This is a genomic window from Rossellomorea sp. y25 (assembly GCF_038049935.1).
Classification (GTDB): Bacteria; Bacillota; Bacilli; order Bacillales; family Bacillaceae_B; genus Rossellomorea.
In genome coordinates this window covers 1781198-1797485 of the sequence record NZ_CP145886.1, presented here as the reverse complement: position 1 = coordinate 1797485, position 16288 = coordinate 1781198, and the positions used below count along the sequence as shown (strand labels likewise).

Annotated in this window: 17 protein-coding genes; 3 read left to right on the top strand and 14 right to left on the bottom strand. The window is 40.0% G+C overall.

All coding sequences use genetic code 11. The features are described from left to right. Position 1: 1 nt before the first annotated feature. The 6 genes from AAEM60_RS08990 to AAEM60_RS08965 form a co-directional block, all read right to left on the bottom strand. A complete protein-coding gene (locus tag AAEM60_RS08990; RefSeq protein WP_299740536.1) occupies positions 2 to 847 on the bottom strand; it encodes an ABC transporter permease in 846 nt (281 codons plus the stop codon). Further along, positions 844 to 1779 (bottom strand): ABC transporter ATP-binding protein, encoded by a 936-nt coding sequence (locus AAEM60_RS08985; RefSeq protein ID WP_299740534.1) that lies wholly within the window; start codon positions 1777 to 1779, stop codon positions 844 to 846. The genes AAEM60_RS08990 and AAEM60_RS08985 overlap by 4 nt, the downstream gene beginning before the upstream one ends. Then, the gene (locus AAEM60_RS08980; RefSeq protein ID WP_299740532.1) at positions 1776 to 4178 is read right to left on the bottom strand and encodes a hypothetical protein; all 2403 of its coding nucleotides are present in this window, start codon (positions 4176 to 4178) and stop codon (positions 1776 to 1778) included. The genes AAEM60_RS08985 and AAEM60_RS08980 overlap by 4 nt, the downstream gene beginning before the upstream one ends. A 225-nt stretch (positions 4179 to 4403) precedes the next feature. Beyond that, entirely contained in the window at positions 4404 to 5522 is a 1119-nt protein-coding gene (locus AAEM60_RS08975; protein WP_299740530.1) for an N-acetyldiaminopimelate deacetylase, read from the bottom strand. 114 nt (positions 5523 to 5636) lie between these two features. Next, positions 5637 to 6347 (bottom strand): 2,3,4,5-tetrahydropyridine-2,6-dicarboxylate N-acetyltransferase, encoded by a 711-nt coding sequence (dapD, locus tag AAEM60_RS08970; RefSeq protein ID WP_299740528.1) that lies wholly within the window; start codon positions 6345 to 6347, stop codon positions 5637 to 5639. Between the two features lie 96 nt (positions 6348 to 6443). Continuing rightward, positions 6444 to 7322: a LysR family transcriptional regulator gene (locus tag AAEM60_RS08965; protein ID WP_299740526.1), complete on the bottom strand. Its 879-nt coding sequence runs from the start codon at positions 7320 to 7322 to the stop codon at positions 6444 to 6446. A gap of 109 nt (positions 7323 to 7431) precedes the next feature. On the opposite strand from AAEM60_RS08965, the gene AAEM60_RS08960 reads away from it, so the two are divergent. Beyond that, complete coding sequence (locus AAEM60_RS08960; RefSeq protein WP_299740525.1) at positions 7432 to 8157, top strand: sulfite exporter TauE/SafE family protein; 726 nt, start codon at positions 7432 to 7434, stop codon at positions 8155 to 8157. Here AAEM60_RS08960 and AAEM60_RS08955 read toward each other — a convergent pair. From AAEM60_RS08955 to AAEM60_RS08945, 3 genes are all read right to left on the bottom strand, one after another. Beyond that, the gene (locus AAEM60_RS08955) at positions 8146 to 9639 is read right to left on the bottom strand and encodes an MDR family MFS transporter (RefSeq protein ID WP_299740524.1); all 1494 of its coding nucleotides are present in this window, start codon (positions 9637 to 9639) and stop codon (positions 8146 to 8148) included. The genes AAEM60_RS08960 and AAEM60_RS08955 overlap by 12 nt on opposite strands. Before the next feature lie 622 nt (positions 9640 to 10261). Further along, entirely contained in the window at positions 10262 to 10702 is a 441-nt protein-coding gene (gene cbpB, locus AAEM60_RS08950; RefSeq protein WP_299740523.1) for a cyclic-di-AMP-binding protein CbpB, read from the bottom strand. Between the two features lie 157 nt (positions 10703 to 10859). Beyond that, positions 10860 to 11105 carry a DUF1797 family protein gene (locus tag AAEM60_RS08945; protein ID WP_044337569.1) on the bottom strand — a complete coding sequence of 82 codons (246 nt, stop codon included), beginning with the start codon at positions 11103 to 11105 and terminating at the stop codon, positions 10860 to 10862. A 154-nt stretch (positions 11106 to 11259) separates the two neighbouring features. Here AAEM60_RS08945 and AAEM60_RS08940 point away from each other — a divergent pair, with 154 nt between their 5' ends. Then, the gene (locus AAEM60_RS08940; RefSeq protein WP_299740520.1) at positions 11260 to 12216 is read left to right on the top strand and encodes an MBL fold metallo-hydrolase; all 957 of its coding nucleotides are present in this window, start codon (positions 11260 to 11262) and stop codon (positions 12214 to 12216) included. Continuing rightward, positions 12213 to 12446, top strand: coding sequence for a glutaredoxin domain-containing protein (locus tag AAEM60_RS08935; protein WP_341357840.1), 234 nt, complete (start codon positions 12213 to 12215; stop codon positions 12444 to 12446). Before AAEM60_RS08940 ends, AAEM60_RS08935 begins: the two co-directional genes overlap by 4 nt. Before the next feature lie 60 nt (positions 12447 to 12506). On the opposite strand, the gene AAEM60_RS08930 is transcribed toward AAEM60_RS08935, so the two are convergent. The 5 genes from AAEM60_RS08930 to AAEM60_RS08910 all read right to left on the bottom strand — a co-directional run bounded on the left by AAEM60_RS08930 (position 12507) and on the right by AAEM60_RS08910 (position 16115). Next, positions 12507 to 13007 carry a DUF3993 domain-containing protein gene (locus tag AAEM60_RS08930; RefSeq protein WP_341357839.1) on the bottom strand — a complete coding sequence of 167 codons (501 nt, stop codon included), beginning with the start codon at positions 13005 to 13007 and terminating at the stop codon, positions 12507 to 12509. Positions 13008 to 13218: 211 nt separating this feature from the next. Further along, positions 13219 to 13461, bottom strand: coding sequence for a hypothetical protein (locus tag AAEM60_RS08925; protein ID WP_299740514.1), 243 nt, complete (start codon positions 13459 to 13461; stop codon positions 13219 to 13221). Between the two features lie 161 nt (positions 13462 to 13622). Continuing rightward, a complete protein-coding gene (locus tag AAEM60_RS08920; RefSeq protein WP_299740512.1) occupies positions 13623 to 14846 on the bottom strand; it encodes an EAL domain-containing protein in 1224 nt (407 codons plus the stop codon). Between the two features lie 146 nt (positions 14847 to 14992). After that, a complete protein-coding gene (gene fadH, locus AAEM60_RS08915; RefSeq protein ID WP_341357838.1) occupies positions 14993 to 15760 on the bottom strand; it encodes a 2,4-dienoyl-CoA reductase in 768 nt (255 codons plus the stop codon). Between the two features lie 136 nt (positions 15761 to 15896). Then, positions 15897 to 16115 carry a hypothetical protein gene (locus tag AAEM60_RS08910; protein WP_299740509.1) on the bottom strand — a complete coding sequence of 73 codons (219 nt, stop codon included), beginning with the start codon at positions 16113 to 16115 and terminating at the stop codon, positions 15897 to 15899. Positions 16116 to 16288 lie beyond the last annotated feature (173 nt).

The window sequence follows — 16288 nt, the reverse complement described above, 5'->3', positions numbered from 1 at the left end:
TTTATTTAGCACTCTTCACCTTCATGCTTGGTCGTAGCTTCATGATACTGAGGGACAGGGAAATCAATCCAAGAACAGTGTAAATGATCAGGAATGAAATCCATAATGGAAACGTAATGCCGCTGCGAGTGTATATTTCTTCAATCGCCATTGGTTCAAAATGACCCATCATGACAATCCCCGGATTAAACATGGCGATTAAATACGGAGCAGGATTGGTCTGATTCTGATAAGGGCCGCTCCCGATTGCCATTGAGAGCATGAAGAGGAATAACGTTCCCCCTGCGAGAAACAGAACCGTTGCATAGGTTGTGACCATGGAAACGATTGTCTTTCGGATAATCGTTGAATATAAAACTCCGACGGAACCAAATGCAAAAACGATGAACAAACTGTATCCGAATACAAAAAGTAAATCCGTTGGGGAAACTCCCCCGAACAAGAACACAAAGCTGTATAGAGGCAAACTTGAGACGACGAGTAATAACAAATAAGAAACGGACGAGACCAGTTTACTCAGTATTATACTCATTGAGCTTTGCTCCGTCGTCAACAACATGCTTAAAGTTTGTTTCTCTCTTTCTCCGCTGATGACACCGCCTGTTAACCCGGGTGTAATGAATAACACGAGAACAAGCTGTAAGAATGAGAGAATCATAAACATCACACGGCTTTCTTCGGGACGAAAATAACCAGTATTTGAAAATCGCGTTTGCATATAGATGAAACCGATCACGACAATTCCTACGGCAATCAAGTAGCATAACATCCCGATAAATGCTTTAAACGAACGAAAGCGAAGTTTAAATTCTTTATTTAACATAGGATTGATGAGTAACTGTTTCATGTAAGTGTCACTCCTTTCGTGATCTCCATAAAGACATCTTCTAAATTCGTTTCAGTCTCTTTGAAACTCACAATCTGGATGTCGTTTAAAACAGCTTTTTTCAATAGCTCTATTTGCTCCGTTTCTTCTCCTTTATAAAGAAATTGAAACGTTCTATTCTCCTCATCCACTTCAACCTTTGAAACAAATGGGTCGTCTTCAAAGAATGCCACAGCACTCTCCACCATTCCCCTTACCTTCACGACAATCAGTTTATCTGCCTGCAGTTGAAATTGAATATCCTGAACAGAACCATGAGCTACGAGTTTCCCATTTTCAATCACGCCAATTTCATCACACATTTCCGCAAGCTCCGGAAGGATATGAGAGGAAATTAAAATCGTTTTCCCCATTTTCTTTAATTCTTTAAGAATTTCCCTCATTTCGATCCTGGCCCTCGGATCAAGCCCTGATGCCGGTTCATCGAGTATCAGCACTTCCGGATCGTGGATGAGGCACCTTGCTAAACAAAGACGCTGTTTCATCCCCCTGGATAAAAGGTCAACATAGGAATCTTTTTTATGAGATAGATTCACCAGTTCCAACAATTGGGGAATGAGTTTCTTTCTTTGCTCTGCAGGAATTTTATAGCTTGCACCATAAAAGTCCAGATACTCGTCAGCTTTTAATTGATCATACACGCCAAAGAAGTCAGGCATATAGCCGATTTGCCTTCTGACCATTTTGGGATCTTTACTTATATTGAATCCGTTCACTGTAGCCGTTCCTTCAGTAGGAGCTAAGAGAGTAGCCAAAATGGAAAATGTCGTAGATTTCCCTGCTCCATTTTGACCAACAAAGCCAAATACGGTTCCCTTTTCAATGGATAAGTTCAGATCATCAAGGGCCAGGAACGACCCATAGCTTTTAGATAAGTTTTGAATCTCGATCATGGTCGGACCTCTCCTTTCAACACAATATCAGGGAGACGAACAAATGGATCCCCTTGAGATCGTTTTTCAAACTCGAAAACGATTTCCCCTTTGTCATTGATATACTTGTTCAATTTTTCTTTTACTTCGATTGAGTTCGTGGATGATTCAGAAATCACCAGCCGTTCATCTGTTTGTGGATCGACCAGAGAAAACTGAAGCACCCCTCCTGTATGAAGAGTCATATTTAAAGAATGAAGCGTAACCTTAGATAATTCAATTTGATTAGGGAGGTGAATGGATAGCTCATATGTCCCATCTTCGAGTCCCATCTCATCTGCACCATTATGTGAGTAATGCTCAATCACCTGTCCCTTAACAGGCAATACATCCAAATCAAGCTGTTCATTCCTAAGTGTAATAGCACCCTTATAATTTCCAAGGGAAGGAAAATGTTGATAAAGTAATGAGAAATTTTCAGACTTGGATTCTTTGTTCTTAATCTTCATATGGAATATCTCCGCATCTGTATATCCAAAAATGACCGGGGAGTTATTTTCATTATCCGCAGAAATCATTTGGGATGCGAAGTTTTCCAACCGTTCTTTCTTTTGCTGCTTAATATTTTGCTGATTCGGTAATGGCGATGAAATATTCGGTGTCACACCAATAGGAGAAGATAAATAATTCGTTGAAAGCTTTTTATCAACTTCGAGGGTATCCCCGGCTTTCATATCCCCCAGACGATACATTCTGGACCCCGACCAAATATATACATCTGTAAAATCATATGGAAAATCATTTTGAATTGTACCGGATAAGGTTTGATCCTCTAACACTAATTCCGGTATAAACCTTCCTACTTCTTCCTTTTCGCTTGTACCGAGTAATGTCCTCGTGGACCAGTATTCTACATCCCGAAATGTAATGGATCGTTTATCCTTCGTCATCTCTTCAACTGCAAACTTATACTGATTTACTCCCCCCGGGCTATTCCTGACTCTTGCAGGTGTGATATCTAAATGATGCTTATCTGAAATAAAATCATAGTCCCCCCCGGAGTTTGATAACGCGCTAAATGCTGAAATTCCGTGTACGCTCTTATCTTCCTCGACTTTTAAGACACTCATTTGATTCAAATGAGGCTTCGAGATTCTATCTTTAGCCCCGGTGATAAAGATCCCTGAGGAAACGAGGACCGAGATGACAGGAATAATCCACCATGCTTGTTCACGCTTATCCACTTTTCTTAATAAGAAATAGAGCAAAGGTACAAGAACAATCAAATAAATGATGAGAATGATGACTAGAGTACTTATTTTAAAATTAGTAGTCGGAAAGAGCTCATTACTGTCAGCTACTTCATAATAAATCCTCTCCAGGAAACTTTGATCTCCGTTGGACTGGCCAAGTAAAAAGTATGGCTCTGTTTTAGAAAGGACATTTGCAAACCATTCGTCATAGCTTTCCCATGCATTTAATACAGGATCACCCAGTGAGAATGCCGTCTGCCACACTTCCCCTAAGCCTTCTGAACTTTTCACGACCAATGGTATCCCGTCTTGCTCAACCAGAACATCCGATTCTGGTTTAACAGTCCCTTTATAGATTGCTAATGAGTTAAAGGAAGCCTCTATATTCTTTTTCACATTAAAGGTTGAAGTGTCGGAGAGTGTTGATTCTTCCCCGAACATAAGAGGAGCCATATCTGCTGCAGAACCAAGAGTATCCTCCAAATGAGGTGCCCCTCCAATAATTAAAACACCACCTGTCTCAACCCAGCTTTTTAACGCACTTTGTTGATCCTGGCTAAGTTCTGAAATATTGAATTGGTCAATGATAAGATAATCAAGCATTTGAAATCCGCTCTTCTCTTCAGGAATGTTTTCCTTTGTGAGCGTTAACGTCTCTACCTGATTTCCTCCCATGTTAGCCCCTTTAATTCCCTTCAAACGGTCAGGATTTTCACTCAATAATCCAATGGCCGTATAATTGCTATAGATGAAATTAGGAGTTAATCGTTTATCTCCGTTAAATTTTATTTCTTTTCCTTTTTCCCAAGATCCTTGGAACAAATGAATGGTTTCCTGATTGGAATTATGCCTGATTTCATCATTGAATCCTGGAATGGATAATGTGTATGTACGTTTTGAGTTTGCTGGCACATCTATGGATAACGCTCTTGATCCTCCGGTCTGAAAGGAAGGAGCATAGTCAAACAATAGATCTCCCTTGAAATCAGAGCCTGTATTTTCTACGGTTACTTTAAGGGGGAAACCTCTTCCCTCCTTCACTTTTCCATCGATTCCTTCTTCCACTGAAATTCTAATTTGCGCTTGTGCGAGTGTTGTATCTTCCATGAAAAGAAACATCAAGAACCCTAATGTCATCACAAATATTGCTTTCGTCCATCTTTTCACATGCATTCCCCTCTTTCTTTCTCTCTACAAAAATAGACGTAATCATCATGGGAAAAGTTTCTATTATTTTTATCTTTTTCCTCATTCTCCATCTACCTTAAGTGTAATTTTACACTATTATAACCTCTTAGCAAGACCATTTTAGAAATTTATGTTAATTTTTCTTGTATTGACAAAAAAATCACGGAACGATATCCGTAGATAACGTTCCGTGATTCATACTCATTATTTTATTCCGCCAATATAATCTGAGAGAAGGGAGATGGCAAAGTCTATCGCTTCTTCATCAGGGTTTAATTTAGAATGATGCAGGCCAAATGGGGAATTCACGCCAAGCCAAAACATAAAGCCCGGTATTTCCTCAAGCATATAACCAAAGTCTTCACCCGTCATAGCTTCTTTACAGATTACGAGGTTCCGATTCGTTTTTTGGAGAAAAGAAATGAAATGATTTGTCCACTCCGGATCATTATAGACCTGGCGATACATGCTGCCATAATCCACCCGAATATCACAATCATAACTGATTTTCATACCATCGATTAACGCTTCCAGCCGTTTTTTCACACTTTCCATCGACTCGGCTGAAAGGGTACGGATGGTACCTTCCAATCTGGCTGTTTCAGCAATGATATTTTGCACCGTCCCACTTTCCATTTTTCCGACGGTGATGACCGCACTGTCTAATGGATCGACATTCCTTGACACGATCGACTGCATTTGTGTAACAAAGGAAGAGGCCACGACGATCATGTCCTTGGTATGATGAGGATAGGCAGCATGGCCGCCTTTCCCTTTAAAATCAATAAATAACTCGGACGTATTGGCAAAAAGCAGCCCCTCTTTAACAGCCACCGTCCCCACTTCATATTCCGGTGCAATGTGAAGTGCGAATATACAATCCGGCCTCCATTCCTTCATGATTTCACTTTCAAGCATAGGCTTCGCTCCACCTGGTCCCTCCTCTGCGGGTTGAAATATGAACAGAAGATCATCTTCTATAGGGTGGTTAACGAAATGGGTTAAAACCCCCAGCTCAATCGTCATATGAAAGTCATGGCCGCATGCATGCATCCTCCCTTCATGTGATGAAGGAAAATCCAATCCTGTTTCTTCCGTGATCGGCAGGCCATCAATGTCCCCGCGGTAGCCAATCATTCTTGTAGGATTTGTGCCATGAACCTTAACGAAGAGCCCTGTTCTCCAGGTCTTAATCTCTAATCGGTCAGCAGGCAGGCTACAAACATAATTTAATAGGTATTGCTGTGTTTTAAACTCTTGAAACCCAAGTTCAGGAATTTGATGGAGATCTCTCCTGATCGACTTAAAGTCTAAAGTAGACATGGGTATCCTCCTTACATGAATAATAGATGGGTAGTTAGCGAAAATGAGACCTTATAAGAAAAGAACAGACGCCGACCGTCCGTTCTCTCCTTGATCATGCTATTGTTGAAATGATTACAGTTGACGTAATTCTTGTTTTATTTCGGTCTTGGATTTTGTCTTTTCATCAATGTCTTTCAATTTCTTTGCGGGTGTACCTGCCACAACCGTGTATGGAGCTACATCATCCACAACAATCGCTCCAGCTGCAACGACAGCTCCTTTTCCGACTGTTACACCTTCAAGGACAACGGCATTGGCGCCAATGACTACATCGTCTTCGATGACGACGGGCTTTGCAGATGGCGGCTCAATTACCCCGGCAAGCACCGCACCCGCTCCAATATGACAATTCTTCCCTACGGTAGCACGGCCACCAAGTACAACATTCATATCGATCATCGTTCCTGAACCTACTACAGAACCGATATTGATCATTGCACCCATCATAATAACTGCGTTGTCACCGATTTCCACTTGATCGCGAATGATGGCGCCTGGTTCTATACGCGCTTTAACCCCTTTTAGGTCAAGAAGAGGAATCGCAGAATTTCGACGATCATTTTCTAATACATAGTCTTCGATTTTATCTTTATTTTCTTCAAGAATAGTAGAAAGCTCGCTCCACTCTCCGAATACTACCCCAGCGTTTCCCTGAAGGAAGGTTTGAGAAGATGAACCAAAGTCGATCCCTTCTAAATCACCTTTCACGTAAACTTTCACAGGAGTTGATTTAGTACTATTTTGAATAAAAGAAATAATTTCGTTTGCGTCCATCATTTTCATAAGAATACCCTCCGTAATTATGTATAAATTCAGAATTCGTTTTCTTGAATTACTTTATCAAATTAAAGAGTAGAAGACAAGCCATAAACGCGAATCCTATGAGTTTTCATGAATGAATTCGTTTACAACTTCAACAAACGCCTCCACTTGTCTTAATTGGAATGCGGATTCATACCCGAGTAACCATGTGTCCCTGTGTATCAACGAGTCATGTTCATCGATTAAAGGTACTTTATAAATGTCTTCTTCCATGCCGTCTAAAGTGATGGCTGGCAATATTGCGTAGCCGATTCCATTTAAGGTCATCTGCTTACATGTTTCAATTTGATCTACAACAATCGTTCTTTTCGGAGTTGTCTGGAATTGACGATGCCACCAATCCTGAATTTCCTGATAGTAGTTTGAATCACTCTTAAATTGGATAAACGGTCGATCGGTTTTCATGACCTCTTCAATCGATTGGATTTCTCTATCCACCAAGTACAATGTATCTTGAAAGAGATGGTGTTTTGGACCCTTCCAATCAGGAGTTCCCCTGATAATTCCGATATGCACTTCATTTTCATATATCGCTTTAAGAATTTCAGAGCTCCACCCTGTCATTAAAGAAATCTTGGCATGAGGATAGGTTTCAACAAATCGTTTGAGTACTTTAGGCAGCCAATTCTGACCCACGATGGATGCACAAGCAATCTTTAAGGTTCCATGCACCTCAAACTCCAAAGCTTGAATTCTTTCCTTCACACTCTCTTCCTTCTGCAACATCTCTTCAGCCAATTTCACCACAAGCTCACCGGCAGGGGTCAATGCCAGACCTTTTTGAGAACGAAGGAATAATTTTGTTCCCCATTCCTTTTCAATTGTCTGGAGTCTTTGAGATAATGCCGGCTGTGATACAAATAACCGCTCTGCTGCTTTACGCATGTTCATTTCCTGAGCCAGTACGTTTAGTAATTGATATTCAGAAAACGCCATATTTTCACCTTCATAAGTTTTTCTTATATTATATCTTAATTTATATAAAATTTCATTATTATCCGGAATGGAATACACTGATAGTAGACTCGAAATGAGGTGTTGGATAATGGAAGTGATTCTCTTTTTCACTGGATTGGTTGTAGCACTTATTGGCACTTTGGCAGGGAGCGGCGGATTGATTGGTATGCCGGTGATGCTTTTAATTGGTTTACCTATTCATACAGCCATTGCTACGGCTAAATTTTCAAATATTATGAGTTCTTTTTCAAGCTTTGTTTATTTAATCAGGGACCGGAAAGTTTCATGGAAAGAATGTTTACCCATTCTTCCCATTGCACTGGTCGGGGGGGTGACAGGGGCATTTTTATCGGATAGCATATCTCCCTCTTTGCTCGAATGGATGGCCTTTTTCTTTCTGCTGTTTGCTCTTTTACTAAGTATAATAAAAGGATTCCAGCCAAAGGAAAATAAACAGAAGCACTATCGGACTTATGGATTTTTGTACTTGATCAGTACGTATGACGGTTTATTTGGACCGGGGCAGGCTACCATGCTTATGTACACTCATTTGTTGCACGGTCTTTCGTATCTTAAATCAGTGGCTCTTACCCGTTTTCAAACCTTTGTAAGCTGTTCAGGTGCATTTACAGTCTATTTTCATAATGGCCACGTCGATTGGGGAGTTGCCATCCCCTTTGCTCTAGGCGGCCTTGTAGGTGCTCAGATGGCTGTAAGACTAGCATCTAAGCTTTCTACGAAACATATACAAATCCTACTAAACATCCTCACTTTTATTCTTATATTACAACTCGGAAAAAACCTATTTCTTTAGGGAACGGTCCCTTGGGAGGAATAGGATACCGACAAAGCTAAACAGGGCGAAAAGGAGAACAACAAGGTATACGGATTTCAAGGAACCTGTAAGCGCACCTTGAAACAAGTCAAGTACATCAGAAGATAATTTCTCTCTTTCCACTTTGTTTAAGAGCATATTCACATCATTTATGGAAAAATCTTTATCGCTTTCTTCCAAGTATGTCTGTAGGCGGCTGTTCAGGATTCCACCCAATAATGCAGCCCCTATCGTCGTACCTAAATTCCTCATAAACATATTGGTGGCAGTTGCAATCCCTCGAACCTGCCATTCGACAGTAGACTGAATGGAAACGATAAAGGATGTTGAAGTGAGTCCCATCCCTACACCTACAAAGAATGATCCACACGCAGCCCATAAAGGACCGTAGGTTGGGTCCATCATGACAAAGATGCTTCCACCCAGTATGAGTGATAATCCACCAATCAAGGAGGTTCTAAAATAACCGATCTTTAATAATAAACGTCCCGCGATTGTTGCTGAAATCGGCCATCCAATCGACATCGCCGTTAATGTAAACCCTGCAACCGTTGCGCTTCGCTCCATGACGCCTTGTACGAAGGCAGGGAGGAAGCTTGAAATACCGATTAACATGACGCCTGTTGTTAATGAAACGATATTGGCGACCAAAATGGAACGGACCTTCCATAAATCAAAAGGCATCATCGGCTGTGCAGTTCGTCGCTCTTGATAAATAAACGCTACAAAACCCAAAATAAAAAGAATGATCAGGAACATCGCCTGCCAAGAGTTCCAAGGCAGGTGAACTCCTCCCTCCACCAGTAAAAACATTAATAATGAGAGGGAAACAACCAGTAGAAAAGCTCCCCCATAGTCGATAACCGGTTTTTTCTTTTCAACATTCTCATGTAAGTAAAGCCATAGACCAACAATGGATAACAAGCCTAGCGGGATATTGACCCAAAAGACGTATCTCCAACTTGCATATTCAACCAATAATCCTCCGACAAGTGGTCCGCTAATGGCAGATATCCCCCACACACTTGATAAATACCCTTGTATTTTCGCACGTTCTTCCTTGGAATATATATCGCCAACAATGGTAGTGGCCATAGGAAGTACCGCTCCAGCTCCAAAGCCCTGTATAAATCGGAATAGGATCAATTGTTCCATCGTTTGAGAAAACCCGCATAAGATGGAGCCGATAAGAAAAATAACGATCCCAATCGTGATGATCGGCTTCCTTCCAAATAAATCAGATAGCTTTCCGTAAATCAGGACCGTAATGGCATTCATTAAAAGATAAGCAGAGAACACCCAACTATAAAGAGAAAAACCACCGAGATCCCCTACGATGGCAGGCATGGCAGTAGAGACGATTGTTGCTTCAATGGCCCCCATGAACATAGCCAGCATCACTGCAACCAATACAAGCGGTTTTTTTGTCCTTTTGACTGAATTCATTTCTAAACTGCTCATCTTGTTCTCCTTTAAATCGTGTTCAATATAAAATAACGCTCTTTTCGGAAAGATTGTTGTTTTTAACATGAGTTCTGCAAGGCTCTGTCAATTAGTGTGCGCTGGATGGTGAGGGGAACTGCTCCGCTTGCAGCTAGCGTTCGGCCGAGCCTCCTCAGCTTAGCCGAACGGGGTCTCGGCACGCCCGTACTACCGCAGGAGTCTGCGCAGTTCCCCTCACCATCTTTTATAGGTTTTTTGTGACAGAGCTTCAACTTGTGCTTTTAAAAAAAATACTTGAAAAATACTTCCTTAAGACAATCAATCTCTCCTTACCTTCAATGAGATTGTTTTCTAGAAAGCTTGTTTTAATTGTTTTCGATTAAGAATTCATGCTCAGAAAGTTGGTTGCAGCGGAAGGATGATCGACTCCTGCGGGAATAGCTGGACAGGTGAGACCCCGGAGGCGCAGCCGAGGAGGCTCACCGCCAGCCCCGCGGAAAGCGAGCATCCTGGAGCGGAAATCAACTAGTACTTTCTTATCTATAATAGCCACAAACTTTACGAAAAGAGCGTAAAATAAAGAGGATGACAAATATGCCATCCTATATGATCTTAACATTATGTAACTATCATGAAGGGTTTAATCCCTTTTAAACAGTTGTCGTTGAAGCTGCTTTAACACAACTCTCCTTGTCATGATCCCTTCAAAGTATCCGTCATCAGAAACCACGCATAGGAATGGATGGTCCACTAAAAGCTCAAGTGCTTTCTTAAAATCCGATTGTAAGGATACAATGGGAAATTCAGTTGTCATGACTTCCTCTACCTTCTTTGCTTCAAGTTGTTCAAACTCAAAACGCTCGAGACCAAGAATGGAATCGGTAATTAAACTTGAACTAATCAAGCCCTGAAAGCGAAATGTCGGATCAAGCACAGGGATGGCTGAGTAACCACTCTTAGTGAGTAATAGTAACGCATGCTCCAGGGAATTCCCCACTTGAACATGAGCCACCTTCTCAGAAGGAATAATGAAATCTTTAATATTCGTTTCTAATAACTCCTTGCTACTCAATGAAATCATGTATAACCCCTCATTTTAAAAAATAAGAATTTGCGTGCCCATCTATAAATAAAAGAAGAGGACACTAACCATCTTAACATATCGAAACAAAAAAGTATGTTTTGACGATTGAATTAAAGACTAAAAAAGATAACCAAATGGTTACCTCTTTAGTGCATTAATCTTGTTGAGCTTCTTGTAGAAGTTCAAAAATTTCAATCGCTGTAATGTCTATGTTATCGAAAGGAAAACTGCTTCCTTTTTCATTCATGACTTCAATTTCGAATGTATCTTGCTTCGGTAAATACTTTACCTCACAAATTTTCTTTCCATTGTATTCGAAAAATCGTTGTTGAGTTTCCCCTTGTTCACCTTGTTCTTGTAATGATTTTAATCTTTGTATAATTCCAAGAAGCTGAGACATTATTGGTCTCTCCTTTCCTGTTCTAATTCTTGGTCATAGCTTTTGCATTGTACCAGATTCTATCCTGTTAAATCTAATGTTTTGTCCTTTTTCTACATAAATTCCTTTATAATGAAAGGGTAGAAATATATTCTCCCCGGAAAGGATTGATTGGATGAGTATTTATCGTATAGATTCTCGAATATCCTTAGTTGATCTAATGGATCTGTCATTACAGGAACGTACAGGAAGTTATATAATAAACGAAGAGTCCCTTACCATTATCGAAACGTCTGCCAGTCCTTCTATACCTCACCTAAAAAAAGGTCTCTCTAAGTTAAACATTAATCTTGAAGATATTCAATACATAATTTTAACTCATATCCATCTTGATCATGCGGGAGGTGCAGGTCTTTTTCTGAAAGAATGCCCTAACGCAAAGGTCATCGTTCACCCGAAAGCGAGGCGGCACCTAGTTGACCCGACACGCTTGATCCGAGGAGCAAGAGCAGTATATGGAGAAAAATTCGATGAGCTTTTTCACCCGATTGTGCCAATTCCTGAAGAACGAATAATTGTGATGGGACATGAAGAAAAGCTGGAACTGAGCGAAAGCTGTACATTAACGTTTTTGGACACTCCTGGTCATGCAAATCACCATTTTAGCATCTTTGATTCTGTTTCAAATGGGATGTTCACCGGGGACACATGCGGCATCCAGTATACTGTTGGGTCAAAGCACTTTTACTTCCCTTCCACTTCCCCCAACCAATTTAGTCCTGAACGAATGAAGGATTCCATTCGTTTGTACAAGGAATTACAGCTGGATCGTTTGTATTTTGGCCATTATGGTGTCACTGAAGAAGTATCATTTGCATTAGGGGAAGTAGAAAAATGGCTTGACCTTTTCATGGAAAAAAGTAAGGAACAGTTCTCTTCCGTTGAAACAGTTGAAGAGAACGTAAAAACGATAACTTCTGTACTTTTTGAACTAACGAAGAGTAAAATGATCCAAAGAGGCGTTGATCAGGCCAATCCGATTTTCAAATTATTAAAGCTTGATATGAATGTATCTGCAATGGGAATCGTAGATTATTTCATAAGGCAAAGCAAAGGAGAAGAAACATCATGAAAGTTGTCACTTTATACTCTCAACCAGAATGCCCCCCTTGTGAAGTAGTCAAAATGTTTCTGAAAGAACACAATGTTGACTACAAAGAAATCGATATCAAACAAAATGAACAAGCAAGAAATTATCTTGTGAAAGAGCTGAAATCTTATTCCACCCCAACCATCACAGTGGACTCTGAGGTAATAACAGGATTTAATCTTGAAGCCCTGACTGCAGCTTTAAACAAATAGGCATTTAGATTATTCATCAACAAAAAAAGTTGGCCATTCTCTTATGGCCAACTTTTTTATTTATTCGGTTTGAAGCTTTTCCGGTAATACGTATGTAATGGATGAAACCTTCCATGAACCTTCTTCTTCATTAACCACGACAGCCTCTACACCGGAATCCGTTGATACAGGCCCTTCTTCCTCACCTGTTCGTTCTTCCCAGACATACCATTTTCCATCTATGTATTCTACCTTAGTAGAATCATCATACTTAAAAAAAGGAATATAGTGTGGTGCAAAGTCAGATCCAAATGTGATATAACCACCCTCTACTTCATACACATTCTCACGGATGAAGTTTTCTGTAAGATCCTTTGTAAAGTACTGTGACAACTTTTCATTAATCTGTTTCTTAGATTGTGGTTTTTCACTCAATGATACTTGGGTATGAAAGGCATTTTCTACAAGAGATAATGCGTTTTCTTCAGAAAATTCTGAGGCTTGGGTTTGACTGACTTGTCCACATGCCGCTGTAACGAGCCCTAAAATAAGAAATAATAGCCATAATTTTTTCTTTTCCATATGCTTTCCCTCCTTAATATGCTTGTTAAAAATATTGTAGCAATGGAAAATTGTCGATAGGTTATCAATTGTTCGTTAAATCCTAACAAGGATTGACATATATTTTGGTTTGGTTGTAAATTTCCCCCTATATGTGACAATCAAACACAAAAATCAATGGTACATTTAACCAAAAAAGGATGCCGCATGATAACATGCGGCACCCTCTTACTTAAGATAAATAGCGAACGGACCAATATATAATAAACAGTGTAATTAAAATGGTTGCAATCAATATAGACACGAAAATAGGATTCCGAATATAAGGGTGCTCCTTGACAACATCCGGTATATCTGTGTCATATTCACCCTTCAGCCGCTTCTCCTGTCCAGCAAGTTTAAAGGTATACACTAACGAATAACCGGCTATCCCTATAACAATCAGGGAAAGCACAATCATATATATACTCATCATAGCCCCTCCTTACAATATGTCCTTAAGAATAATTTGTCCTATAAAGAGTAGGCTATACAAGAAAAGCGGAAGGGCTTTGTTCAGAGGCTCATCTTATGACCTCGATCCTCTAAGCCCTGTAGCTGGACATCAAGAAAAGGGCAGACTGAACAAACAGGTAATTAAAAGAGTAAACCATCCTCCTCAAATAAGAATTCATAAGAAAGATCCATAAATAAATACAAGCCATTGCCAAATGGAAAGGAATACGTACGAATGGATTCTCCTGAATCGATATCGCTGTATATATCAGATAATAAACCTTTCTTATTGATCCTCATACGAATGATATTTTCCAGAAAGTACGGGCGCCAGCTCCAGTTCTTCCCTTTGTACCTTGGTTCAATCTTCCATTTATGTTCATCTTTAACAACGTTACTAGTCACTTGGAAGCCATTTTCATCACAAATGTATAGCCTGAAGCATTTATCGGTAAAATTCTTTCCTAACTCAAAGAGTACGTCATCGAATTCTGTGCATTGTTTTTTTATCATAATCAGATTTTGACTGATTTCTTTGTGCAGGACATCTGCGAATTCAAATCCTGCTTCAAGATGCTTCTTCTCATATCGAATATAGTCCTGGCATTTTTCCTTCAGCTTTTCTTTTAGAAGATCGGGTTTCAAAAATGAGGCTGACGGGCGCTGCAGGTAAAATCCTTGATAATAACGGCCGCCATTCAACCAGGCAAACTGCAGTTGAAAGTTGATTTCGATATTCTCGAATAAGAGGGAGGCTCCGATTTTTCTGGCCAGCATTGACAAACTGTACAATATATCTTTGTAGACTTTATTACCAGCATCATTTCGAAGTTGGAATAAATCCACCTTTAATATATCCGGTGAGAATTGCGATAGTCGATCCAACTGACCACTATTACCTCCAACATTATCGATCGCAATTTTAATTCCGTATGTTTTGTAATACAGCAGCAGATGAACAAGCTGATCGAAGTCTCCGACGAACGTTTTTTCAGAAAGCTCAATCACTGTCCTGTTTAAATCCAAACCCTTTTTTTCGTACTCTTGAAGGAGCTCCAGAAAAGATTCCCCGTGATCAAGCATCAATAGTCTTGCATCCCGGTTTAAAAAGATGTATCCCTCCTGTTTCTCATGTACAAACTTACTTAAAGCCAGTCTGGTTACACGTTCATCCACTTCCATTTTATATTCATCCGGTATCTCTTCATCTCCAAAGAACGGTCCGAGACTCTCAATGACCCCTTCATCGACTTCCATTCTACCTAATACTTCGTATCCGATAATTTTATGTTCATCCGCACTGAAAATTGGTTGAAAGTACGGAATCACTTTTTCTATATTGGTTAATACTTCTAATGCGTCCATGCGCACTCCCCCACCATAACTCAAGTTTTTTTGCATAATTATAACACAACTATACAGTGGAATTGAAAAGACATAAACAAAAAAGCTTTCCCTGCCATGTCGTGTTGACATATGGGGAAAGCTTTAATCCTTTGTTCCTGCTTATATTAGAATGGAAATTGATTAAGCCATTGGCCTCCATCCATTGTAATGCATTCTCCGTTTATATACGCCGCTTGATCTGACGCAATAAAATAAGCAAGGCCGGCAATTTCTTCCGGTGTTCCTAATCGTTTTAATGGGACGCTGTCAATTGTTCTTATTGCTGCCTCTTCTGAAATCCAAAGCTTCTCGGCTCCACCCGTTCTTTCAATTGGTCCTGGTGCAATGGCATTTGTACGAATACCGTATTTATGGCCCCACTCGACGGCAAGTGTGCGCGTTAACGATAAGACTCCTGCTTTTGCTGCAGCTGAATGAGCCACACCTGCACCCGCGTTCCAAGCGTAAGTGGCAACCATATTAATGATGGATCCCTTTTGTTTGTGCTCAATCCAATAGTTCCCTACAGCATGTGAGCAAAGAAACGTTCCATTTAAAACGATATCAATAACAGATTTCCAACCATTTGGAGTAAGCTTTTCCGCCGGACATATAAAATTTCCTGCTGCATTGTTAATGAGTACATCAATTTTGCCGAATTTCTCTGCCGTAAATTCAACCATCGCCTTTACGTGGTCTTGTTCCCTTACATCCATTTGAAATACTTCAATGTTTCCACTAAGAGACGAAAACTCTTCCTTCACCGATTGAAGTCGTTCTTCATTTCTCCCTGTTACGACGACGCTTGCGCCAGACTCTACAAAGTGCTTCGCCATATATTTCCCCATACCATTTGAACCGCCTGTTACAATCACAACTTGTTGTTCTCCCATATGTAACTCCCCCTTATTAATGAATGAATGTTCACTCACAATTTTATCATATAGAGTTGTGTTGCAACCATTTTAAATGATAAAAAAAGACTGATTTTTAAGAAAATATCCTTTTCTTAAAAATCAGTCTGAAAAATCAACCATCCGGATTGTTAACAATGGTTTCGTGTAATTGCGCCAACGCCTTGATAATGGTTTTATTTCTCTTATATCCTTTTGCTTCAATCGAAACATTATTATATGAAACAACTACCTGGCCTAAAGATCGAGGAGATTTAAAGCCATATACATATACTTTAACCGTTCCTCTATCGGTAGGGAGAAATAGGATTTCCATACTTTTTGTCTTTTTCATAATCCCACTCCTTCATATAGCATTCGGAACTCTGATTCACTTCGGCTGCGATTTTGCTTCAAGTCTATGAATCTTTTACTCTCCTCACTTTAAAATAAGTCATAGGAACTACTCTGTCAAACATTTCATTGCATTTGCCGGGCGAACGTTAAAAAGTATGAACATAAAATGTA